General features: G+C 37.7%; 26 protein-coding genes. 7 read left to right on the top strand and 19 right to left on the bottom strand.

Annotated elements, in window-relative coordinates:
* Nucleotides 1–17: 17 nt before the first annotated feature.
* The 5 genes from IGI58_RS14225 to IGI58_RS14205 form a co-directional block, all read right to left on the bottom strand.
* A complete protein-coding gene (locus IGI58_RS14225) occupies nucleotides 18–1,454 on the bottom strand; it encodes an MFS transporter (protein WP_429952883.1) in 1,437 nt (478 codons plus the stop codon).
* A 118-nt stretch (nucleotides 1,455–1,572) separates the two neighbouring features.
* A complete protein-coding gene (locus tag IGI58_RS14220; RefSeq protein ID WP_429952884.1) occupies nucleotides 1,573–2,382 on the bottom strand; it encodes an energy-coupling factor ABC transporter ATP-binding protein in 810 nt (269 codons plus the stop codon).
* On the bottom strand, nucleotides 2,351–3,232 hold the full coding sequence (locus IGI58_RS14215; RefSeq protein ID WP_429952885.1) for an energy-coupling factor ABC transporter ATP-binding protein: 882 nt from the start codon (nucleotides 3,230–3,232) through the stop codon (nucleotides 2,351–2,353). Before IGI58_RS14215 ends, IGI58_RS14220 begins: the two co-directional genes overlap by 32 nt.
* A gap of 21 nt (nucleotides 3,233–3,253) precedes the next feature.
* The gene (locus IGI58_RS14210; protein WP_087639685.1) at nucleotides 3,254–4,030 is read right to left on the bottom strand and encodes an energy-coupling factor transporter transmembrane component T; all 777 of its coding nucleotides are present in this window, start codon (nucleotides 4,028–4,030) and stop codon (nucleotides 3,254–3,256) included.
* A gap of 39 nt (nucleotides 4,031–4,069) precedes the next feature.
* Complete coding sequence (locus tag IGI58_RS14205) at nucleotides 4,070–4,693, bottom strand: ECF transporter S component (protein ID WP_429952886.1); 624 nt, start codon at nucleotides 4,691–4,693, stop codon at nucleotides 4,070–4,072.
* A gap of 303 nt (nucleotides 4,694–4,996) precedes the next feature.
* Between IGI58_RS14205 and IGI58_RS14200 the strand changes: the two genes are divergently transcribed.
* Nucleotides 4,997–6,898, top strand: coding sequence for a PfkB family carbohydrate kinase (locus IGI58_RS14200; RefSeq protein WP_429952887.1), 1,902 nt, complete (start codon nucleotides 4,997–4,999; stop codon nucleotides 6,896–6,898).
* Between the two features lie 41 nt (nucleotides 6,899–6,939).
* Here the strand turns inward: IGI58_RS14200 and IGI58_RS14195 are convergent, their stop codons facing one another.
* Nucleotides 6,940–7,458, bottom strand: a complete 519-nt coding sequence (locus IGI58_RS14195) for an FUSC family protein (RefSeq protein WP_225533106.1) — start codon at nucleotides 7,456–7,458, stop codon at nucleotides 6,940–6,942.
* A gap of 199 nt (nucleotides 7,459–7,657) precedes the next feature.
* On the opposite strand from IGI58_RS14195, the gene IGI58_RS14190 reads away from it, so the two are divergent.
* Genes IGI58_RS14190 through IGI58_RS14175 form a run of 4 tightly spaced genes read left to right on the top strand, consistent with a single transcriptional unit; the run spans nucleotide 7,658 to nucleotide 10,636 of the window.
* A complete protein-coding gene (locus IGI58_RS14190; protein ID WP_429952888.1) occupies nucleotides 7,658–8,650 on the top strand; it encodes an oxidoreductase in 993 nt (330 codons plus the stop codon).
* A gap of 15 nt (nucleotides 8,651–8,665) precedes the next feature.
* Nucleotides 8,666–9,436 (top strand): phosphopantothenate--cysteine ligase, encoded by a 771-nt coding sequence (coaB, locus tag IGI58_RS14185; protein ID WP_429952889.1) that lies wholly within the window; start codon nucleotides 8,666–8,668, stop codon nucleotides 9,434–9,436.
* On the top strand, nucleotides 9,433–9,975 hold the full coding sequence (gene coaC / locus IGI58_RS14180) for a phosphopantothenoylcysteine decarboxylase (RefSeq protein WP_429952890.1): 543 nt from the start codon (nucleotides 9,433–9,435) through the stop codon (nucleotides 9,973–9,975). The genes coaB and coaC overlap by 4 nt, the downstream gene beginning before the upstream one ends.
* Before the next feature lie 16 nt (nucleotides 9,976–9,991).
* A complete protein-coding gene (locus tag IGI58_RS14175; protein WP_429952891.1) occupies nucleotides 9,992–10,636 on the top strand; it encodes an ECF transporter S component in 645 nt (214 codons plus the stop codon).
* 62 nt (nucleotides 10,637–10,698) lie between these two features.
* Here the strand turns inward: IGI58_RS14175 and proC are convergent, their stop codons facing one another.
* Together proC and IGI58_RS14165 are read right to left on the bottom strand one after the other, a co-directional pair.
* Nucleotides 10,699–11,508, bottom strand: coding sequence for a pyrroline-5-carboxylate reductase (gene proC / locus IGI58_RS14170; protein ID WP_429952892.1), 810 nt, complete (start codon nucleotides 11,506–11,508; stop codon nucleotides 10,699–10,701).
* Nucleotides 11,509–11,533: 25 nt separating this feature from the next.
* On the bottom strand, nucleotides 11,534–12,535 hold the full coding sequence (locus IGI58_RS14165; RefSeq protein WP_429952893.1) for a DMT family transporter: 1,002 nt from the start codon (nucleotides 12,533–12,535) through the stop codon (nucleotides 11,534–11,536).
* 202 nt (nucleotides 12,536–12,737) lie between these two features.
* Here IGI58_RS14165 and IGI58_RS14160 point away from each other — a divergent pair, with 202 nt between their 5' ends.
* Complete coding sequence (locus IGI58_RS14160) at nucleotides 12,738–13,697, top strand: helix-turn-helix domain-containing protein (protein ID WP_429952894.1); 960 nt, start codon at nucleotides 12,738–12,740, stop codon at nucleotides 13,695–13,697.
* A 414-nt stretch (nucleotides 13,698–14,111) separates the two neighbouring features.
* Here the strand turns inward: IGI58_RS14160 and IGI58_RS14155 are convergent, their stop codons facing one another.
* From IGI58_RS14155 to IGI58_RS14105, 11 genes are all read right to left on the bottom strand, one after another.
* Entirely contained in the window at nucleotides 14,112–14,492 is a 381-nt protein-coding gene (locus tag IGI58_RS14155) for a hypothetical protein (RefSeq protein ID WP_429952895.1), read from the bottom strand.
* A gap of 143 nt (nucleotides 14,493–14,635) precedes the next feature.
* On the bottom strand, nucleotides 14,636–15,148 hold the full coding sequence (locus tag IGI58_RS14150; protein ID WP_429952896.1) for a hypothetical protein: 513 nt from the start codon (nucleotides 15,146–15,148) through the stop codon (nucleotides 14,636–14,638).
* A gap of 75 nt (nucleotides 15,149–15,223) precedes the next feature.
* The gene (locus IGI58_RS14145; RefSeq protein WP_429952897.1) at nucleotides 15,224–15,682 is read right to left on the bottom strand and encodes a hypothetical protein; all 459 of its coding nucleotides are present in this window, start codon (nucleotides 15,680–15,682) and stop codon (nucleotides 15,224–15,226) included.
* Between the two features lie 8 nt (nucleotides 15,683–15,690).
* The gene (locus tag IGI58_RS14140; protein ID WP_429952898.1) at nucleotides 15,691–16,203 is read right to left on the bottom strand and encodes a hypothetical protein; all 513 of its coding nucleotides are present in this window, start codon (nucleotides 16,201–16,203) and stop codon (nucleotides 15,691–15,693) included.
* 15 nt (nucleotides 16,204–16,218) lie between these two features.
* The gene (locus IGI58_RS14135; protein ID WP_429952899.1) at nucleotides 16,219–17,460 is read right to left on the bottom strand and encodes a T7SS effector LXG polymorphic toxin; all 1,242 of its coding nucleotides are present in this window, start codon (nucleotides 17,458–17,460) and stop codon (nucleotides 16,219–16,221) included.
* 376 nt (nucleotides 17,461–17,836) lie between these two features.
* Nucleotides 17,837–18,343 (bottom strand): hypothetical protein, encoded by a 507-nt coding sequence (locus tag IGI58_RS14130; protein WP_429952900.1) that lies wholly within the window; start codon nucleotides 18,341–18,343, stop codon nucleotides 17,837–17,839.
* Nucleotides 18,343–18,678, bottom strand: a complete 336-nt coding sequence (locus tag IGI58_RS14125) for a hypothetical protein (protein WP_429952901.1) — start codon at nucleotides 18,676–18,678, stop codon at nucleotides 18,343–18,345. Before IGI58_RS14125 ends, IGI58_RS14130 begins: the two co-directional genes overlap by 1 nt.
* A 69-nt stretch (nucleotides 18,679–18,747) precedes the next feature.
* Nucleotides 18,748–19,260: a hypothetical protein gene (locus tag IGI58_RS14120; protein ID WP_429952902.1), complete on the bottom strand. Its 513-nt coding sequence runs from the start codon at nucleotides 19,258–19,260 to the stop codon at nucleotides 18,748–18,750.
* A gap of 11 nt (nucleotides 19,261–19,271) precedes the next feature.
* The gene (locus IGI58_RS14115) at nucleotides 19,272–20,570 is read right to left on the bottom strand and encodes a T7SS effector LXG polymorphic toxin (RefSeq protein WP_429952903.1); all 1,299 of its coding nucleotides are present in this window, start codon (nucleotides 20,568–20,570) and stop codon (nucleotides 19,272–19,274) included.
* Complete coding sequence (locus IGI58_RS14110; protein ID WP_087639667.1) at nucleotides 20,570–20,938, bottom strand: DUF3958 family protein; 369 nt, start codon at nucleotides 20,936–20,938, stop codon at nucleotides 20,570–20,572. Before IGI58_RS14110 ends, IGI58_RS14115 begins: the two co-directional genes overlap by 1 nt.
* Entirely contained in the window at nucleotides 20,935–21,246 is a 312-nt protein-coding gene (locus IGI58_RS14105; protein ID WP_225533091.1) for a TIGR04197 family type VII secretion effector, read from the bottom strand. The genes IGI58_RS14110 and IGI58_RS14105 overlap by 4 nt, the downstream gene beginning before the upstream one ends.
* A gap of 372 nt (nucleotides 21,247–21,618) precedes the next feature.
* On the opposite strand from IGI58_RS14105, the gene IGI58_RS14100 reads away from it, so the two are divergent.
* Nucleotides 21,619–22,608 carry an alpha/beta hydrolase gene (locus IGI58_RS14100; RefSeq protein ID WP_429952904.1) on the top strand — a complete coding sequence of 330 codons (990 nt, stop codon included), beginning with the start codon at nucleotides 21,619–21,621 and terminating at the stop codon, nucleotides 22,606–22,608.
* The last annotated feature ends 303 nt before the right edge of the window (nucleotides 22,609–22,911 follow it).

Genomic DNA, 22,911 nt, shown 5'->3' with positions numbered 1-22,911 from the left:
TTTTTTTCTAACTATTTTTATTCTGCTCTTGAACGACTGTAGATCGTTTTTTTCGTTACCAAGAAGATCACCAAAGCGGCCAAAATGATCACACCACCGACTAAAAAGACATTGGCATAAGTTGACGCAGCACCGCTGTCTACACCGACGATACTTCCTCCAGACATCGCACCTGAAGACATCATTCCGCCGAATACAGCCACACCAACAGATCCTGTGATCGCTTGGACTAGGTCATTGACACCAAGAACACGACCAGACTCTTCCGGCGATACAGTAAGCGTTGCTGTATCAACGATCGGTGAGTAAAAGAATGACGTTCCAAAATAATAGATACATGGCGCTACAGCTAATGCCCAAACTTTGCCCATAGGAATGGCGAAAGCAATTGCGATCAATCCTAATCCCATAAAGCTCAAGGCCATAATGATGCCTGCTGAACGTCCGATCCGTTTAATAACTGGACCGCAAACAAATCCAAGAACTGCCGCTAATAAAATCGACCAAACCAATAAAGTAGAAACTTCTGCAGAATCGATACCATAAATATTCAAGCCGATCGCATTGACACCTGCATTTAATGTGTAGCTGAAGAAATAACCTACAAAAATAACGGTCATCGTTGCAATGAATGCTGGGTTCTTAAAGAACTCAGGAGTAATAAACGGATTTTTAGCTTTATTGATATAAACGATAAAAGCAATCAGTGTAACCACACAGGCTACTGCCCAAAATACATTCATATCTGTAAAGAACATCGTGACTGCTCCAGCAAATGCACCGATCAAGGCAAATCCAGCCCAGTCGATCGTTGCACCTTCTGCATGATCGTCCGGTAAGTTTTTCGCTAACGATGGAATAAATAAGAAAGAAATCAAAGGAACAGCGAATAACCAACGCCAATCGATCTTCGTTACATAACCTGCTGCTACCACACCTAGTGCTGCTGAAAATCTAAAAACAGCAACGAAAATGCCGTAGTAGATCACGCGATTTTCTTTTGCGATATATTTTGATACCAAGACTAAGAAAACAGAACCTGCTACCTGTCCGCCTGCTGATTGAAGCACACGGGCAATTACGACCGCCCAAATATTGATCGGTCCCAGTATAAATCCGATCGCAGAACCAACAATCAATAATACGACACCCAACATCGTCATCTTTTTAAATGAAACAAAATCTCCCAAAGAACCATAAATGACACAAACGATGCCCAAAACGATGCCCGGTATCGATGTGATCAATGGCGCTAAATTGGGTGTTCCCAACTGTTCGCCAATATTAACAAAAATCATACCAAATGCCTGTTGCTCAAGAATACCAAAAATAAAAATAATTAAAATCAGCGGAATCGCACGTTTTGCCATCCGATTCATTTTTTCAAATTCAGGAGTTCCTTCTCTAGGAACGGGAACGCCAATTACTTTTTCTGTCTCAGTGTTAGCTGACATTTTTTCCACACCTTTCAATCTTGACTTTATTCAACAACCAACCATTTTTACGGAGCGTTTATCTCATCCGTCTCTTTCACGCTTTCTTTTTACTAGTTCCCCAACAGTATCAAACATTTTACTCACCCCTTTCTCTTTCAAAAACCTTCATGAACGCTTCTGTCGTAAATACTGGTTCTGAAAACCCAACTCCTTGTCCCACACGCGTGATCGGAGGTGGTGTAACAAAACTTTGTTTTAATCGTTCAGGCTGTGAAAATACATCATCCACTGATCCGTCTAAAAGTACCGTTCCTTCTTTCATCACGATGATTCGTTCAAAATTATCTGCCACAAACTTCATATCATGCGTTATCGTGATACATAGCACTCCACGATGTTTCAGTTCCTGAATGATTTTTTTCAATCGTCGATTTCCATAGACATCTTGTCCGCAGGTCGGCTCATCGAAGATCAGAACCTTCGGATTCATCATCATAATAGAAGCAATCGTACAAAACTTTTTTTCAGTTGCATTTAAGTCAAATGGATGAATATCTAATTTATCCTTTAAGCCAGTCACATCTGCTACCCATTCTAGGCGTTGGTCGATGTCTTTTTGGGACATACCAATCTGTTGCGGACCAAACAACAATTCCTTTTTAACTGTTTCTAAAAATAATTGATCATCAGGATTTTGAAACACATAGCCAACCGTTTTCGACCATTGTGCTGTGCTCTTTGTCTGGATCGCTTCTCCATCGATCCATACTTCACCTGAGGTCGGTGACAAAATGCCATTCAAATGCTTCACGATCGTTGTTTTACCTGCACCGTTTTGTCCGATGATCGCGACAGGTTTTGTGCCTTCGATCGTTAAATCGATCCCTTTTAATACTTCCTCACTTGAAGGATAGCTAAAATGAAGGTTTTTCAACTGGATCTTCATATTTCAGCACCTCCTTTACCAAACGAATCGTTTCTTCTTCCGTCCATGTGATTTCTGCTTTTGTATAGCCCTTTTGTTGAAGTATTCTTGAAATTTTCACATAATCAGGCACTTCGATTCCAAGATCTGTTTGTTCCAGAAATTCAAAAACATCCTTGGGATTTCCAATCATCTGGATCTCACCTTCTGAAAGAACCATGATCTGATCCGCATTTTTTGCTACCCGTTCCATGTCATGATCCACCATGATCACAGTGATCCCATTTTGATTCAAGCGCTTCACGATAGCAAAAATCTCGTCACTTCCCATGGGGTCCAGCTGTGTTGTACATTCATCTAACACTAAGATTTTTGGTTCTAAAATGAACGTCGAGCCAAAAGCGACCCGCTGTACCTGACCTCCTGATAGCTCCAGCGGATTTTTTGAAAGAATATGGTCGATATGCATCAGCTTGGATACCATCTCCACTTTTTTGAGCATCTCTGTTCTCGGTACACCACGATTGCCCAAGCCATACGCTAACTCTTCTGCAACAGTACCCGCTGTATAGGATAATTGATTGAATGGATTTTGAAAGACTAACCCAATTCGTGTAGACAACTCAGCGATCGTCGCAGCTTCCGTTTTAAGCCCATCAATGATGATTTCTCCCGCTTTTTTCCCTACAAAATAGTGAGGAATCAAGCCGACTAGTGCATTACATAACGTTGACTTCCCTGAGCCATTTCCGCCAACGATACAAAAGAAGCTGCCCGCTTCCACCTGAAACGTCAAATTTTTCAGAGCTCTTGTTTTCGTTTGATTATATCTATACGAAAAATTATTGACTGTTACAACAGGTTCAGACATTCATTTCCCCTCCTATCTTGTTTATTTCATCCATATAGATGCTAGAATCACAAAAATTAAAAAGAGTACCAGCAAGATGTTGATGATCTTGTCTATTTTTGTCGTTTTTACTTGGACATAGCTTGTTTGCTTGACTCCTTTAATACCAAATCCTCTTGTTTCCAGCGTCATTCCTCTTTCTTGTGCATCCGTCAGCGAAGACATGATTACAGGACCTAAAAGCGGCAAGTAGGCCTTGATCCTTGCAACTAACCGTCCTTTGATCTCGACGCCTCTCGCTTCTTGCGCTTCTTGGATCACATTCATTCTCCGCTGCATTTGCGGTACGACATTCAACGTTGCTAAAACCAAATAGCCTGCTTTGGGCGGTAAGCCGCTATTCGTCAATGCTGCAACTAATTTTCCTGTCTCAGTCGTTTGATTCATCAAATAAAATGACCCTAGAAATACTAATAATGTCGTCACTATTTTTAGCGCATATAGCACACCTTCTAAGCCTAGCTCAGCAAAGCCAAAATCAGCAATGACTGTTTTATTATTTACGCCGTAAAAACCCTGAATAAAAAGCAGCATCAAACTGATCGGCAGCCCGAAGCCCAGCATCAAACGAGTAAACGGTTTCAGTAATTTCCCTAAATAAGCAATGAAAAATAAACAAATAATAAGTCCAAACCCTAACCATAATTTGGGAAATAACAGCGTACCTAATCCAAAACAAAAGACAGCAAGGATCTTCGTCAACGGATTTATCTTTTCGATCATTGTATCTTTTTCTACAAAGGTATTTGACAGCTTCATATTCTCCCTCCTAAACTATTTTCGTTCTGTCCCTTTTCACTACCAATCTTCTTCTAATTCATCTTCGTTCATTCCAAGTGCATATTGGCTTAAGAAACGTTTTGGAATCTTTTGTACTAGAAGATAGGCGATCAGAAAAACGATCCCTTTATCGACCAAATTTTCGATCATCGATGTCGATAAAACCGATAGAATGATTTTCTTAGTCGTTGCAATCAATGCAGCTGTAAAAAGTGAACTGCCATTAACACCTGTTGCACCGCCGTATACAAAAATCGTGATCATCGAAGCAGATACCGTATTTGTGAAGGCGCATACAATCCAAGTCAAAATTGCTCCCCAAACATTTCGAAACAACCCCGCTTTGACCATAAAGCCTGTGACAAGACCACATAAAACACTCACGACGGAATAAGGAAAATAAACTGGATTAGCCACTAAAGTTAAAAACACATTTGTCAAAAAACCGCATAAAGCAGCAACCCAAGGTCCAGAGAGACAAGCAATGATGATCGTTCCAATCATATCTAAAAACAAAGGCAGCTTTAACGCTGAGCATAACGTTCCGCCAATCAGGTTGATGCCTACAGCTATGGGAATGAGAACTAACGATTTCGTCGTGAACTGCGCCTTGATTCTATTTAGAAAACTTCTCTGCTTCATGACATGACCTCCGTTTCGTTCAGAATTTATTTTTCTCGAATAAGGAAAACTTTTTCGGAAAACGTTTTCTCTAAGTAGAAATTAACATCGTTTGCTTCTTTTGTCAACGCTTTTTTGGATTTTGATCAAAAAGATTTTTCTCCTCATTCACAGAATACTTACGGTTGACTTCCATGAATTATTTATCTATGATGTAAGCATAATTAGACGCTTCATTTTGATAGAAAGAATTAGCATTTTTTTCTTATTTACTATAGATGAACCACCTTTTGATCACTAAACGAAATGAGGGAAATAATCATTATGAATATAAAAGACATCGCCAAATTAGCTGGTGTTTCTGTTTCTACCGTATCAAAAATCGTCAACCAAAAAGACCAAAGTATCAGCCATGAAACAAGAGAACGCGTGCTGAAAATCGTCAAAGAATATAATTATGCACCTTATGCTTCTTCTGCAGGTACCCCAGCAAAGTCATGGCTATTAGGCGTTTTACTCCGGTCTTCCACCTCATTGGATGCGACGTTAGACGGGATCATCCAGACCGCTCAAAAAAATGGCTACAGCCCGTTGATCTTTAATAATTACGATGACAAGGAACAAGAATTAAAAAACATCACCTCTCTCTGCAAACAAAACGTCGACGGTGTCATCTGGGAGCCGATCGATGAAGAAAGTTTAAGCCACCTCACCCATTTTGAAGAACTGGCTATTCCTGTCCTAAGTACTGGAGAAAATGGTGGCGAAACATCGATTTTGTTTCCTTACGAAAAAGCAGCCTATCATATCACACAAGAGTTGATCGATCAAAAACATCAAAAAATCGCCTGTTTACTGACACCCGGCAGACGTACCGAAGCCTTCTTAGCTGGCTATAAAAAATGTTTGTTCGATAATCATATGAAACTTGACCCAGAGTTGATCTTCTTCGATTTCAATGAGAACTTAAACCATAAATTAAATAACAGACAGATCACAGGTGTGATTTCTTCTCACTATCATAAGGCATTAGAATTTTACCAACTACTCCACGCACTAAGTTACAAAATCCCGGAGGATCTTTCGCTGATTTCACTAAAAAGCGAACGGACGGAGCCGCTATCATTAAGTGAGTTATCTGAAATCTCTACATATACGATTCGAAATGCTGATTTTGGCGGCTATCTTTGTCGGCAATTGATCAATACCATAGAAAAAAAATCATTGGAAACACCGACTTATTTTCAAGATTTTTCGTTGGATAATCGTACGACAGTCAGCTTGCCCTTCAATTTGAATATTCCTAAAATCGTAGTGATCGGAAGTATCAATATCGATACTTATTTGACCGTGCCAAAGCTGCCGGACAGTGGGAAAACAGTCTCGATCACAGGTTCTTCGATCTATCCAGGAGGAAAAGGGGTGAACCAATCGATCGGTGCTGCTAAATTAGGGCATCGGGTTGCGCTGATCGGCAAAATCGGATCGGACCTTGATTCTGATTATGTGTATAATACATTGAACCAATTTGGTGTTGAGACATTAGGGATCAAGAGAAGTAATCATACTAATACAGGAAAAGCGTATATCTTTGTAGAAACGAGCGGCCACTCCACTATCTCGATCCTCCCTGGTGCCAACGGCATTTTTACACCAGAAGATATCGAAGATAAAAAAGAGTTGTTCGAAAACACAGGCTATTGCCTGATTCAAACAGAAATTCCACTGGACACCGTCGCTAAAGCGTGTTCAGTAGCACACCAATATGGCGCAAAAACAATTTTAAAACCTTCAGCTTATGGCAGTATTCCTAAAGAGGTTCTTTCTGCGATCGATATCTTGATTCCGAATGAAGATGAGCTGAACGAACTATGTCCTGAATACACTACTTTAGAAGAAAAGTCCGATCATCTCCTAACATGCGGTGTCGATACGATCATTGTCACGTTAGGCGAAAAAGGCTGTTATGTTAAAACAGCCGAATGGGATGACTATGTTCCCGCTGTTGATTTTCCAGCAATCGATAGCACAGGAGCAAGTGATGCGTTTATCAGTGCCCTTTCTTCCTACTTGCTTTATGGATATACATTGAAGGATGCTGTTCGTATTGCTACGTATGCTGCCGGCTTTTGTATCTCACGTGATGGTGTAGTTTCTTCCTTGATCGACAAGCACGAATTGGAAGCACACATTAAACAAAAAGAAACACATTTAATCAAAGAATAGCAAAAAAGAAAAGGCTGGGTACTAAATCCCAACCTTTTCTTTTATTCTGCAGCGACTTCATTGTCCTCTGGAATCACTGCCTTTTTTCTGTTTAGTTTTAACGGAATAAAATAATTCACTGCTAATGCGATTCCCATCCCGATAAAGCTATCCACCACACGATCAAACGCATAGCCGTAAGACTGATCAGAAGGAATCATAAACACGATCGTCAAAAGCGTCGCACAAGCTCCGACCGTCCCTTCATGACAGCTGATCGAAGCAAGCAGTGCGATCATCACCATAATGATCGTTGGAATAAAGATCAGCTGAACGATCTCGGTTCGTCCAAATACACTGAACACCGCAATCACAACAACTGACATGATCGCTCCCATTACATTCCCAGTAATTCGATGCTTGCCGTATTTTAACGTATTCTCCATGTCTTCTCTCAGACTGAATACAGTAGTGATCGCCGCAACGACATACGTTTCACGTTTCAATAAAATACTGACAAGGATACAAAGAAACACACTGATCCCCGTTTTAAATGTACGCATACCAATTTTAAACTTCACTCATTCAATTCCCTTTCCGCTTATTTTTTTCATCCATGTATTTATTTTCACTTTCCAAGTCAATAAAACACTCACCTTCTATTCTAGCTTATTTTCTAGCATTTATGAAGGTTGATTTGAGAAGAATTTCCTAAAGATAAAAGGAGAATATGTTATGATAGTAACAATAAAACGATTTTGTATTTAAAGGAGCCTACACATGAAAACATTTTCTGGATTTATCGTAAATGACATCAATCAAACATTCCGAACAGAGATAGCTGATACTACGATCGATGCGTTATCTGCTGGTGACGTTACGATACAAGTAGCTTATTCATCGGTCAACTATAAAGATTCTTTAGCAGCAAAAGAAAATGGCGGGGTGATCCGTCATTATCCTATGATTCCCGGTATCGATCTAAGCGGCACTGTCTTAACTTCAACTGATGCTCGCTTCAAAGAAGGACAAGAAGTTTTAGTCACAGGCTACGGTCTAGGCGTGACACATACTGGCGGGTTCGCTCAAATTGCTCGTGTTCCGGCAGATTGGGTCGTTCCTTTACCTACTGGTTTAAGTCTAAAGGATGCTATGATTTTCGGTACTGCTGGTTTTACTGCAGCCTTATCTGTTCAAGCACTAGAAAATCATGGGTTGAGCCAGAATAAAGAAGCGACAATTTTAGTGTCTGGTGCTACAGGTGGTGTCGGCAGCTTGTCGATTGCGATGCTGAAGCAATTAGGCTATAAAAACATCATTGCATTAAGTCGAAAAAAAGAAGCGGAAGCATCATTAAAGAACATCGGTGCCTCTCAAGTACTGCTTGTTGAGGATTTTCTTCCCGAAAAAATCAAGCCTTTAGCGAAACAAACCATCGATTTTGTGATCGACACCGTTGGCGGAGATATCACAGCTGCACTATTGGCGCAATTGCGTTATGGCGGAAGCATTGCCATCTGCGGCAATGCAGCAGGTATCACACTAAACACCACTGTCTTACCGTTTATCTTACGAGGTATCAATTTGTTAGGCATCGATTCAGTCAATGTGCCAATGGAGCCGCGCGTAGCGATCTGGCAACGTTTGGCGGCAGATTTGAATGTAAGCCAACACGAACTGACACAAGAAATCACATTAGAGCAATTGCCAAATACGTTGGAGCAATTACAAAAAGGCACACACATTGGTCGCACCATCATAAAAATGAACTAAAGGGGCATCACAATAATGAATATATTGATTACTGCAGGTGGAACTTCTGAAAAAATAGACAACGTCCGTTCCATTACCAATCATTCGACTGGACGCTTAGGTAAAATCATCGCTGAAACATTTTTAGCACAAGGTCATCACGTAACCTATGTCACCACAGCTCAAGCTGTCCGACCTGCTGAACAGGAAAAATTAACGATCGTTCCCATTGAAACGACGAAAGACTTACAAGAAGCGTTGCTTGAACAATTTGACCAGACCGCTTTTGACAGTGTGATCCATAGCATGGCTGTGAGCGATTTTACGACTGAAACAACCCTATCAGAAGAAGAATTTATCGAGCAGCTTTCTGCAAAATTAGTTGAGTTGGAACAACCAACGAAGCAACAACTAAAAGAATTTTTGCACCAAGGTTTAGCTGAAATTGGCGAAACGGTTCAGGATCAGAAAAAGATTCCTTCAAAAACAGATCGTCTCTTGCTTTTTTTAAAGAAAAACCCTAAAATAATTGCAATGCTTCGCGAAAAACAACCGCAGGCAATAGTAGTTGGTTTTAAACTTTTAGTTGGCGTTTCAGAAGAAGAGCTGATCCAAGTCGGTCAAACGATTCTTGAAAAAAATCACTGCGATTTTATTTTAGCCAATGATTTAGAAACGATCCAAGGTGATCAGCACAAAGGCATTTTGATCGATGCGGCTGGGCAAACACAAACTGCTCAAACCAAAGCCGAGATTGCACGACTGATCGTCGAGAATGTCGAAAATAAATGGAGGAATAAAAAATGAAAACCATTCTGTTAGGTGTTTCAGGCAGTATTTCTGCCTATAAATCAGCGGATATCACTAGTCAATTAACAAAATTAGGCTATAATGTGGAAGTCATCATGACAACAAACAGCACCAAATTCATCACGCCTTTGACGTTGCAATCTCTTTCTAAAAATCCTGTGCACACAAATGTCATGGAAGAAATTGCGCCAGATAAAATCAATCATATCGAACTAGCGAAAAAAGCCGACCTATTCCTTGTAGCGCCAGCTTCTGCGAATATCATTGCCAAGCTTGCTAACGGGATCGCAGATGATATGCTTTCAACCGTTGCCTTAGCCTTGAAAGAAGAAGTGCCAAAGATGATCGCACCAGCAATGAATACCTATATGTATCAAAATCCGATCACACAACGGAATCTAAAAACACTAAAAAAAGTTGGCTACCAAGAAATCGAGCCTCGCGAAGCATTACTGGCTTGCGGTGATTTTGGTCGCGGCGCTTTAGCGACTGTTGAAGAAGTCGTGGCAAAAGCCAGTGAACTTTTAGCGAAATAATGGTGAGGAGTCCTTTATGAAAAATACAAAAACATTTACATTGACTGCGATGTTCTTAGCAATTTTGATCTTATTATCAGCAGTTCCCTTTCTGGGCTTCATTCCGATCGGTCCGATCAATGCAACAACGATGCATATTCCTGTCATTATCGCTTCGATCATTTTAGGTCCAAGAATCGGTGCTTTTCTAGGCGGTGTCTTCGGTGTGATCAGTATGATCCGCAGTACAGTAGTCTTATCTCCACTGTCGTTTGTTTTCTCACCGTTTATTCCGGTGATCGGAACAAACCAAGGCAGCTGGAAAGCAATCGTGATCGCAATGGTACCGAGGATTTTGATCGGTGTCGTCCCTTACTTCGTCTTTATGGGGCTAAAAAAAGTAACTAAAAATAAACCAACATCACAATCGATCAGTTTATTTATCGCAGGACTCTTAGGGTCTGCGACAAATACGATCTTAGTTATGAACTTGATTTATTTTCTCTTTAAAGATGCATATGCAGAGACGATCGGCGCAAGCGGAGCCGCTGTTTACACTGCGATTTTGACGGTGATTTTTACAAGCGGGATCGTGGAAGCAATTGTAGCGGCGATTGCTACGGTGGCCGTAACTTCGGTTTTATTGCGGTTAGTGAAGACCAATGCTACACAGAAACTATAAAATGAAAAAAAGGAATAGACCGACCTTTTTAGGTTGATTTATTCCTTTTTCTATACGAAAAATTACATTTTTTTCATTTCCTCATCGCGAGCAACTGTCGCATCGATTCCTTTTACCACTGTCGCAATAAATGCTTCTTCCTCCAAAGCCAGTAGTCCCGCAACTGTAGTTCCTCCTGGAGAACATACACGATCGATCAAGGTCCAAGGATTTTCATCTGAATCTAAGATCATTTGAGCACTACCTAGAACAGCTTGAGCCGCATATTCCAATGCTTTTTCTTTCGTCAAACCATGTTTGACTCCTGCTCGAGCAATACTGTCAATAAATAAATATGCATAGGCAGGTGAACTTCCTGCCACAGCCGTATAGGCTGAAAAGTCTTTTTCTTCAACTTCCCAAGCTTTTCCTACAGCATTGAACAAGTCAACAACGTATTGTATCTGTTCTTTTGAAGTATTTTGATTTCCAGCTACTGCCGCAGCTCCTAAACCGATCATTGCGTTAACGTTTGGCATTACTCGAATAATCGGTAATGTACTTGTACCAACCAATCCTTCCAGTTTATCCAATGTTGTACCTGCAGCAATCGAAATCAATAGTGGTTTTTTCTTTAATACGACTGATTTTGTTTCTTCTACAACTTTTTGAATAATATTTGGTTTAACTGAAAGTACGATAGCATCTACTTGCTCAATCACTTCTCCAGCAGAAGAGCAAACATTTCCATCAACTTGAGCCGCTAACTCTTTGACTTTATCCGTCAAAACATCAAACAGATAAACGTCTTTTCCCTCAACAAAGTTTTTAGCAGTGATGCCTTGTACGATTGCTCCTGCCATATTTCCTGTTCCAATGAATCCAATTTTCATAAAAGTGACTTCCTTTCAAAAAGTACTAAACTGATTCGCTTTCTTTTTTGGTAAATTTTGTTAATGCCTGAAATGATTTTGGCGGCCGATTGATCAAAATGATCGATAAACAAACTAAAATCAACCCAAATGCTAAAGGCATCGTGAAACGTTCACCTAAAATAACTGCTAGTAAGCTGCCAGAAATCGGCATGATAAATTTATAAACAGTGATCTCTCCTAGATTAGCATACTGCGCACACCAGTACCATAGGCTAAATGGAATCGCTGATGCAGCAGCTAAAATAATCAATAACACCACACCTAATGGCGTCCAGTTGATATAACTTAAGGTCCCGCCCATAAATAAACCAATGACAAATAAAAAAACAGAACCAATAATCAAATTCCAACCCGTCATTACAAATGAATTCAGCGTAGAACCGATTTTTTTCGCTAACATCGTAGCCAGTGCGGCGATCAATCCATAAATCAACATGAACCCTTCCCCTGTTAAAGCAAATTCAAACATATCGTTGATCGTTGTTCCACCAGTCAGCTGAGAAATGATCAATCCAGTGAAACCAATCACCAAAGCAACTACTTTCGGCACAGTCAATTTGTCATTTTTATACGCAAAATGAGCTAAAATCGCTGCAAAAAAAATCGTGGATTGCGCAAGAATCGTTGAGTTGATCGTTGAAGAAATATTCACATTCCCGATATTAAAAAAGAAATACGCAGCTGTTGTAGACAAGAGCCCCATGATCACAACTTCTTTCCATTGGGTTTTTGTCACCTTAAAAATATTTTGTTTAATAAACATCGCAAAAATCAATGTCATGATCCCTGCAATAAAAAAGCGAATACTGATCGTTGCCAAAACCTGTCCAATATAATTATCTCCTAAAGCATCTCTGGAAATTCCCATCTCATCATTCATGATTTTGATTAGTTTAAATGGTGTTCCCCAAATGACATTCGTTACAATAGCTGCAATGGCAATCATCATTTTTGTTGGTACTCTTTTTTGAGCCGTTGTGTCCATTTTTTGTTTCCCCTTTCATACAAAGTGTCTTATTCCATTTTGCTATATATACCGAACAATTACATTGCTCGTATTTTCACAATAAAGAAAGTTGTTAAATAGCTATTTACATCTGAATTCTAATTCATTATACTTTCATTTGAGAATAATTGAATTAGTCTGTCCAAACATATTAAGTAGGCTATTTTAAGATGGAGGAATTATGTATACTTTTTCTAAAGAACAATTCGACTGCTTTTTTGACTTTTTAAAAACCCTGGATTGTTATAATAAAACCCAAGATGGAATGATTGAAGAACTTAATAATTTTGAAACCAATCCCAAACGACAAATCGCCTCTTTCGTCTGTCAAAACACAAAAGAACGACTGACCTACCGTGCACCTTATATTCGAATTTTATACGTTCTTAGCGGATCTGTAAAAATTCTGATCGATGATAAGGAATTGTTATATAAAGCTGGTTGCTTAGTTCTAGCAAATGAATGGACAGTGGTTGAATATGAGGAGATGGAAGCCGAAACGACCATGCTTAGCTTCTATTTTAAAAAAGAGTATTTTAATGATTCTTTGCTCGCTCAATTTGCGGAAGAACCCATCATATACCGCTTTTTTGTGGAGAGCATCAAGGAAACGGAAGAAAATAGCCATTATTTCATCTTTCAGTTTTCTCCAAATGAAGATATCCATGTTTATGCTCTGCTATTGTTGAAACAAATCGTAAAAATGCGCTATTTTAATAATAAAGTGACAAAATCTGCCTTCGTTTTGTTTGTTGTCGAAATCAGCCAACTTTCAGATAAAGGCTTATGTGTAAAAGATTCAAACCTATCCTCTGGCGTTCTAGTTGAAGAAATCCTAGCACATATAGAGACTCACCTTACAACGGTAACTTTATCCGAAACAGCAGAGAAATTTCACTTTCATCCTAACTACCTTTCCGCATTTATCAAAAAACAGACTGATAAAAATTTTTCAGACTGGGTGATTCATTATCGTTTGCGTTATGCTGAAACCTATTTACGTCAAACAGATCTTCCCATTCAAACAATTATTGAAGAGATCGGCTATCAGGATAAAGCATTCTTTTTCAAATTATTTAAAGATCATTACCAAACAACTCCTGGAAAATATCGAAAGCTAGTGAAAAACAACGCACAATAAAAAAGTTCCAGCGATTCAAGATTATATTGAACTGCTGGAATTTTTTCTCTTTCTTTTTGAGTACACAAGAAAGTATTGACGCAGTCTTCTAAGGTGCCACAAAACTGCATTTACTCATTCGCCATTTGTTTGGCTGCGGCGCTTTGCGCGGTGACTTCTCCTAGGTAAAAATTAAGGGACATTAGTCATTCACCTCGCTGTCATTCTCTGAAGCGAATAGTTTTTGCCGTTCTACGCGTGCAAAAAAATTACTCAATGCTAGTTTAAATAATTCCATCAATCATCTAAAATCTTTACTATGATGACTCATTAAATCAGTTAAAACATTACAACTCTAAGAAATACTCCTACAAAAATAAGATACCTTTAATAGGCATCTTATTTTAATTATGAAACAAATCTAAGGAATCATATTTACATTGTTTTTAAGTATTCCAACTCTTCATCAGTCCACATTTCATGTAGCTTTTCTTTGATAGAATCTGATAACTCAAGTACTTGTAACCACGTAAGATTATTTTTTACACTATCGATATTCCATAACTCAGAATTATCAAGTCCCAACACTTTTTTTCTGAGAAATAAACTCTGCTCTGAAATTGCTTCATCAATTAAACCATTTTCTTTTAATCCATCGATATTATTTTTACTAAAATAGGAAGTAACTCCTACAATAAAGTCTTCAAATATATTCGTCTCAATGTCTTCATCCGAGAGGTCTCTGATAAATACCCCACTCTTATATAAAGTATCTATATACCAGTCAAATTTCCCTCCCATTGATAATTTTTTCATTTACTGATCACCTCTAAATTTCATTTATGGGAGAGTTTTAGCTCCTTACCTTTATAAGATTTAAACCACATTTTTCAGCTAATTCTCGGTGGTCTAAAAATAAATTCTTATCCTTAATTTCAACATAAATTCGCATTTATCATCTATTCATCATCATAATCCCAAGGCTCTTCAATTGCCTCCATCGTTTTCACTTCTTTTAGACTGATATCATTTGCTTCTTCATAAGTAAGATTAAGCACTACTTGATGCTTTGTCTCAAACTCTGCAACACTTAGCCACGTAGATTTCCCATCTTCACTTATTAATCCGTCTAAATCCTTAGCTAACTCTACTGCCATGATATACAAGGCACGCTTGTCTACCATTAGGATTTCAATATGCTTGGATATAAGAGCAATTATTTGCTTTTCTTTATGAAATACAATTTCAATATCTTCAAATTTTATAGGATTCCTTACCCCATCCCATCGATCATCATTTAACCATTTGTCTAAAGACAACGTCAAATAGAAGTTATTTTGAAATGTTTCATCATTTCCAACGTGGGATATTTCAAGCTCATGACCATTTTTTTCTTTAAACCACATTTTTTCGGCTAGTTCTCTGTATCCTAAAGATGTTTTATTACCACTTGTCCCGATATAAATTCTCAAATAATCTATCCTCGTAATTTTTTAGTCGTAATTAACTTCATTGTCCCATGGTTCATCAACTAGCTCAATCATCTCTCATTCCTTTAAGCTAATCTCATTTGCTGTTTCAAAATTCATTGAAAACAATTCGTGATTTTGTTCTTCAAATATATCCAACGGCATCCAAGTAGTCATACCATCTTGACTTATCGAACCTTCCACTGCTTCTGCTAGTTCTTTAACCATTATATATAACGCTCGTTTATCTACAGTGACGATATCAATATGCTGTGTTTCAAAATATAAGTATTTCTTGTCTCTAATTGGATTTAGTGAGATATACTCCGTAGCGAATTTATTTTTTACCCAACGTTTGTCATTCAATGACTTGTCCCATTTTAAATCAAGCGTATACTTATCATTTAACCAACTAGAATCGCCTCCATGAGAAAGTTCCAGCTCTTTATTAAGATATGTTTTGAACCACATTTTTTCTGCTAATTCTCGATAATCTAAAGATGAATTTCTATTTTTAAATTCAACGTAAATTCGCATTTTCTCACCTAATCAATATCATAATCCCACGGTTCTTCAATTGCCTTCATTGTCTTCACTTCATCTAAACTGATATCATTTGCTTCTTCATAAGTAAGATTAAGCACTTTTTGATGCTTTTTCTCAAACTCTTCAACAGTAAGCCATGTTAATTGTTCCTCTTCACTTATATCTCCCTCTAGAGATTTAGCGAACTCTATAGCCATAATATACAGTGCTCTTTTATCAACTGTTAATATTTCAATATTATCAGTGACTAAATAAAGGATTTCATTATTTTCTATTGGACCTGCATAGATATACTCTCTTCCCAAAGGTGAATTCATCTTTCTCCATCTAGGATCATTTAAAAATTTATCTAATTTGAGAGAAATTTTCAGATTTCCTTGAAGTGTCTCAGTATTTCCACCATGTGAAATTTCTAATTCCTTACCATTTTTTTCTTTAAACCACATTTTTTCTGCTAATTCTCGGTAGTCTAAATTAATTTTTTTATTATTGATTTTTATCCATAAACGCATAGTTATTCTCCTACATTATTTTGTTTTTAACCATATATGTGCACGCCAAATATTATCTATTAGTTCTTCCAATTTTCCTTTACTTAACTTTCTTTTTACAATGTTTGGAATTTGTTCCGAAATACTTTTTTTATCAGTTATCAAAGCAGACTCAATTCTATCATCGCGAATTGATCTTTTTCCACCACCAGCTTGAATTTGTATTTTATCTCCATCTGGTTCTGCATCTACTCGTAATTTCATTTTTTTACCATCGATTGTTGCTTCTACTGGCTTCCCAAACGTCTTACTCGTAATCTTCCCGTTATTTGAAAACTGGACTAAATCCTTCAACGTCAGTGAATCTGCGGCAATCGGAACTGCTACACCACCGGATATTGCAATTGTACCAACACTATTATCGCTAAAACGAACAAGTAATCTGTTTCCTGCCATACCAATGATTTCGCTGATAACTCGTTTAATACCGCCACCAAAAGAAACTGCTGTACCAACAAAGGAAACGAATTTTCCAAATTTATCGTCTTCGATTCGCTGTTTTGCTAACCTGATCAGCTCGTCTTTTAGTAGGTCATTATAAGCTACCGTCGCATCTTCATCAAAAACACCATTTCGATAAATTTCGTAGGTGGTACCGCCAAATTTATTCTTGTTCTCTCGCACTTCTAAGTTGTTTCCTTTGGACTTTTCTCGATCCTTCCATTGATTCATGATCGGTTTCGTCCAAGCCATATTCATCCGACCCAAATCAAATGTTCCCGAACCCGAATTCCAAGCAGCCCCTTTTTCAACTTCTGCTAATCCTGCATCCAAGTTTGCCAGCTGTGCTTCAAAATCCGCAAACAGTCCTGGCGAACTGGCATTGAATTCATACAAACGCTGTAGTTTTTCTTCGTTCTTTTGAATCGAGCTTTGAACGCCCATATAGCGCTGTTCTAAGCGTTGGTTGGGTTCTTTTTCCTTGTCCATCGTTCGTGCCATACTTTGTAGTAAGGCTTGTCCTTGGGCGATTTCTGCTTTTAATTGGTCCTCGATCACGTCGCAGGTATCGACTTGTGATTGAAATTCTTCTGGGAATTTACTGTGAGCTTCGATCAGTGCCTCACATGCTAGTATAAACCCACTAGCTAAAGTTGGGTAGACTGTAGAGAAATAAAGTTTCGCTGAGTCATAGGTTTTTCCCGATAAGGGTGCATTCATGAAGGCATTGACGCTGTCTTTTAAGGTGCCGCAAAACTGCATATACTCATTCGCCATTTGTTTGGCTGCGGCGCTTTGTGCGGTGACTTCTCCTAGGTAAAAGTTAGGGGATAATATGTTTTCTTTCTATCAGGAAAAATTATTCAAACAATAGAAGAATATGTTAAGAAGAGTTATCCTTAAATAATCAGGATAACCCTTCTTAACAAAAAATTTACTTCATCATAAAATAGAACTTTTTTAGTCAGTTTCCCATTTATCTCATTTTGAACCAAAGTCTGTGGGTTCCATTCAGCAATGAAATATTCTCAATATAAGAAAGTTCTAACTCCCTACCTTGATAAGATTTAAAAAGCCATTCTTCGATCATTTTTTTAGTAGTCTAAATCGAATTTTGTATTATTTCATTTTATATAAATGCACTATATATTTCCTAAATTCCAAAATGAACAAGTATTAGTTCTTCCTTTAATGCTTTCTTACACAGTAAAAAAAGTTGCTCTAATTGATTTAGTATGTCTTTCTTTTCGATCTTTTTTTTATCGAACTTACCTTTTTCAATGTCATAATCTGTTGTTAGTTCTACAACTTCTGGCGCTTGTTCGAATAGTAGAAGCCATCCTTCAATAATATTACCTAAGCAAGTTATACCTTTTTCATCTAAATAGGTTCTTCCATAGTAATCCAAGCCAAAAGATTCGTGGATAAAGTCTTTAGAGTATGAAGGAATCCAATTCAGTGTATCAATCATATATAAAATTAAATAATCTTCAATGACAATCATTTTTCCCCTAGCCTCTTTAGTAAAAGTTACCTCTTCACTATTTTTAAAAACATCAAATTCATGTACTAATGCTATTTTTACACTCCTATCAATATCTTTTCTATCTAACGATTTGAACTGAGTGGAAGTCAAATTATAAATTCGATTTTCTATCATTATTCCAATTCTACAGTTTGACACATAATTTTTATTAGTGGCTCGTCATCATTTATGGTGAAAATGTTTATCCCTTCATCAATCAATATTTTTGTAATAGTAAAGTGGCTAAAGTTTAATTGATTATCATTTAATATATATATATCTTTGGATAGTTCATAGTCAAATTTATAGCAATTATTAAACTTTATCGAAATAAGTTTATCTTCATCAAAAAAGTGAGTAACTTCAATTTTTAAATCGGTCAAGTTTTTATCAAATGAGATATTTTCGATAATACTGTCTGTCAAATCTAGTTCATCAAAGAAATCACTAATACTTTTATACTTGTTCATAAAATTCTTCCTATCAATATCAATTTATTGCTTCCCATCCATTTTTTAACTTAAATTCGCATTGATTACCTATTCATCATCATAATCCCAAGGCTCTTCAATTGCCTCCATCGTTTTCACTTCTTTTAGACTGATATCATTTGCTTCTTCATAAGTAAGATTAAGCACTACTTGATGCTTTTTCTCAAACTCTGCAACACTTAGCCATGTAGATTTTTCATCTTCACTTATTGATCCGTCTAAATCCTTAGCTAACTCTACTGCCATGATATACAAGGCTCGTTTATCTACAGTGAGTATCTTTTGATGTTTAGACATAATAAAGAGAAGATTTTCTTCTTTTAAAAACTCTAAATCAATATCTTCAAATTGAAGCGGACTTTCTATTTTTTTCCATTTGGAATCATTTAACCATTTATCTATTGACAAACTGAGAAATAAATTGTCTTGTAATGACTCATCATTTCCTACATGAGATATTTCAAGTTTATGGCCATTTTTTTCTTTGAACCACATTTTTTCTGCTAGTTCTCTATAAGATAATTTAGTTTCTGTTTTTTTGGGATTTATATATAGACGCATTTTTTCCTCCTTTATTTACTCTTAAGCCATATATAGGCTTTCCAAATATTATCAACCAACTCATCAAGTTTACCTTTTCCTATTGCTCGTTTTATTGTTCGAGGGACTTGTCCATAAATACTAGCCTTGTCCGTGATATTTTCAACCTTTATTCTTTTATCCAATGGTGAACGTTTACCATGACCCGTTTGTATTTGAATCTTATCTCCATCTGGTTCTGCATCTACACGTATATTAGATTTTTTACCATCAACTCTGCCCTCAATCGGCTTTCCAAATGTCTTACTAGTAATCTTCCCGTTATTTGAAAACTGGACTAAATCCTTCAACGTCAGTGAATCTGCGGCAATCGGAACTGCTACACCACCGGATATTGCAATTGTACCAACACTATTATCGCTAAAACGAACAAGTAATCTGTTTCCTGCCATACCAATGATTTCGCTGATAACTCGTTTAATACCGCCACCAAAAGAAACTGCTGTACCAACAAAGGAAACGAATTTTCCAAATTTATCGTCTTCGATTCGCTGTTTTGCTAACCTGATCAGCTCGTCTTTTAGTAGGTCATTATAAGCTACCGTCGCATCTTCATCAAAAACACCATTTCGATAAATTTCGTAGGTGGTACCGCCAAATTTATTCTTGCTCTCTCGTACTTCTAAGTTGTTTCCTTTGGACTTTTCTCGATCTTTCCATTGGTTCATGATCGGTTTCGTCCAAGCCATATTCATCCGGCCTAAATCAAACGTTCCCGAACCTGAATTCCATGCAGCCCCTTTTTCAACTTCTGCTAATCCTGCATCTAAATTCGCCAGCTGTGCTTCAAAATCCGCAAATAGACCTGGTGAACTGGCATTGAATTCATACAAACGCTGTAGTTTTTCTTCGTTCTTTTGAATCGAACTTTGAACGCCCATATAGCGCTGTTCTAAGCGTTGGTTGGGTTCTTTTTCTTTATCCATCGTTCGTGCCATACTTTGCAGTAGGGCTTGTCCTTGGGAGATCTCTGCTTTTATTTGATCTTCGATTACGTCACAAGTATCGACTTGTGATTGGAATTCTTCCGGGAATTTGCTATGCGCTTCGATCAGTGCCTCACATGCTAGTATAAACCCACTAGCTAAAGTTGGATAGACTGTAGAGAAATAAAGTTTCGCTGAGTCGTAGGTTTTTCCCGATAATGGTGCATTCATGAAGGCATTGACGCTGTCTTTTAAGGTGCCGCAAAACTGCATATACTCATTCGCCATTTGTTTGGCTGCGGCGCTTTGTGCAGTGACTTCTCCTAGGTAAAAATTAAGGGACATCAGTCGCTCACCTCGCTGTCATTCTCTGAAGCGAATAGTTTTTGCCGTTCATCGTATAAATCTTCTTCAAGTCTTCTTAATTGAACTTCTTCATCGACTAAACGCTCTGCAATATCTTCTAAACGCTGACGCTCATATTGATGTAACCGATTAGCTTCTTCGTCTAATTCCATAAAATGACCAATATCACGCGAACCTTGATTATTTCCGATCAGATCTTGGAAGTACCGTTGTTCTTGGTGGTGGATGGAAAAATAGTCGGCTTCCAGATCTTCTAATTCTCTGATTTCCTGTCGCTTATCTTCTTGATCAATGCTCACTTGTCGTAGTTGTTGATTGATCTTTAATTCCTTATCTTCTACATTCATCGATTGTTTCCTCCTAGATTCGGTGAAAACAACGGTAAATCAAATCCTTGTTTTATTTTTTGATCGATCTGGCTAAATTCCTTCGCTACTGAATGGATATTATTGCCATCTCGTGTGATTGCGTTGGACAAACGTTGTCCTCTGCTGTGAATACTTGTTAAACTGCTTTTTGCATTTGTATTTCCGCTAACGGTGGTCCGTTCTGCTTTGGTTGTCGCTTCATTGACTGATAAGAACCCGCTGGCCGTTTGACTAAGCTGTGCTGAAATACCGCCAGCAACAGTTAGACTGCTATTGATTCCGCTCATTTGATTAACCCCTTTTGCCTTATTTTTAACTTTCACATTTCGTATTCTTCCCCATTATCCATTTTGACATATTTTTATACCTAATAGTTATCAAATATTTCTATAAAACACAAAAAAATTGCAAAACTTTCGATTTGCAATGAAGAATACTCTCTTAATGATAAAAATAGTTATGATTTATGGTCACATTCGTATAAATAGATGACTCGTCTAGTGGAAAAATGATGCGGACGACACCGCGGCTTCACCCCTTAAGTGATATTCCATATTTGAAGCCATATCTCTTTACTTATCGCTATGCGCTAATATAATGAAAGAAAGTAATATAGACTTTTTGCAAAAATTTCTATATAAACGGGAGGGATTCAAGTTATGAAAAAGATACTTTTAGGGTTACTTGGTCTAGTTGTACTAATCATCGTTAGCATCATTATCATTTTTAATATTTCACCTAAACCAACAATTTCATTAGCAAAAGTAATTTTATTCAAGATTCCAGAAGATAGCCGTAATAAAGAATATACGGAGGGCAATGTCAACGTGCGGGTCAATTTGAATTATGATTCAACATACAAGAGCAATCAGTTTGATCTCTACACGCCCATCAAACCAAAGGAGGGTAATCCAATAATCGCATGGGTGCATGGCGGCGGCTTTATTGGCGGAGATAAACTAGAGGAAAAGGAATATGCTACTAAACTTGCAGAGTCAGGTTATAGTGTTGCTGTGATGAACTATGAATTGGTTCCAGACACGCAGTACCCAAGACCTGTCATTCAGACTAGTGAATTTGTCACTTATCTTGCTAACCATAGTAAAGAGTATTCTTTAAATATGGACCACTTATTCCTTGCTGGCGACTCCGCTGGTGCACAAATTGCCAGCCAGTTTTTAGCTACTCAAACGAACGATGTCTACAGAAAATCTTTAGGAATCAAGCAAGTAGTTGATGCCGGGCAAATCAAAGGTGCTTTGCTCTACTGCGGACCATATAATATGCCGGAAATCGTACTAAATTCAAGCTCTCCGATTGTTAAGTTTGGATTTAGCGGTATTGGCTGGGGCTACTTTAAAGAAAAAGATTGGAGCCGGTCTGAACAAGCAAAAAGCTCCATCGTCAAAAATTTTGTAACCGATGCTTTCCCACCAAGCTACATCACTGATGGAAATACTTCATCCTTTGAATCGCAAGGAAAAGAGTTTATTAAAGCACTGGAATCTAAAAAGGTTCCTGTTTCACAAAGATTCTTTGCATTGTCAGAATATAAAACGGCTCATGAGTACCAGTTTGAACTGGATACAGAACCAGGAAAAACGGCATTTAATGATACGATCGAATTTTTGAGCAAGTATGAACAGTAATTTTCGAACTAGTTCTTATTGTGTTTTTTTGTTATTTATCGCAAATTTAGGGGCCATTTTTCAATCGTTATCTAATTATGACAAAACGTTATTTTTATTGCAGTGACGCGTTTCTTTCTGTATAATAAAGGGCATAGGATAGAAATTCAGCGTGCTGTAGCAACCAGAACTTTTGTTACGGTAACACGGAAAGATAAATAAAAAAATTGGCACTTCAATCGTTTGGCGGCAACCGTACGATCGAAGTCTTGTTAAGACAGAACTAGCTGTCCAAACAAGTTGCCAATAGTGCTAGCAGATACT

This window comes from Enterococcus sp. AZ020 (assembly GCF_050499205.1).
Classification (GTDB): domain Bacteria; phylum Bacillota; class Bacilli; order Lactobacillales; family Enterococcaceae; genus Enterococcus_L; species Enterococcus_L dunnyi.
The sequence above is the reverse complement of the archived record's forward strand: the minus strand, read 5'-3'. Positions and strand labels throughout refer to the sequence as shown.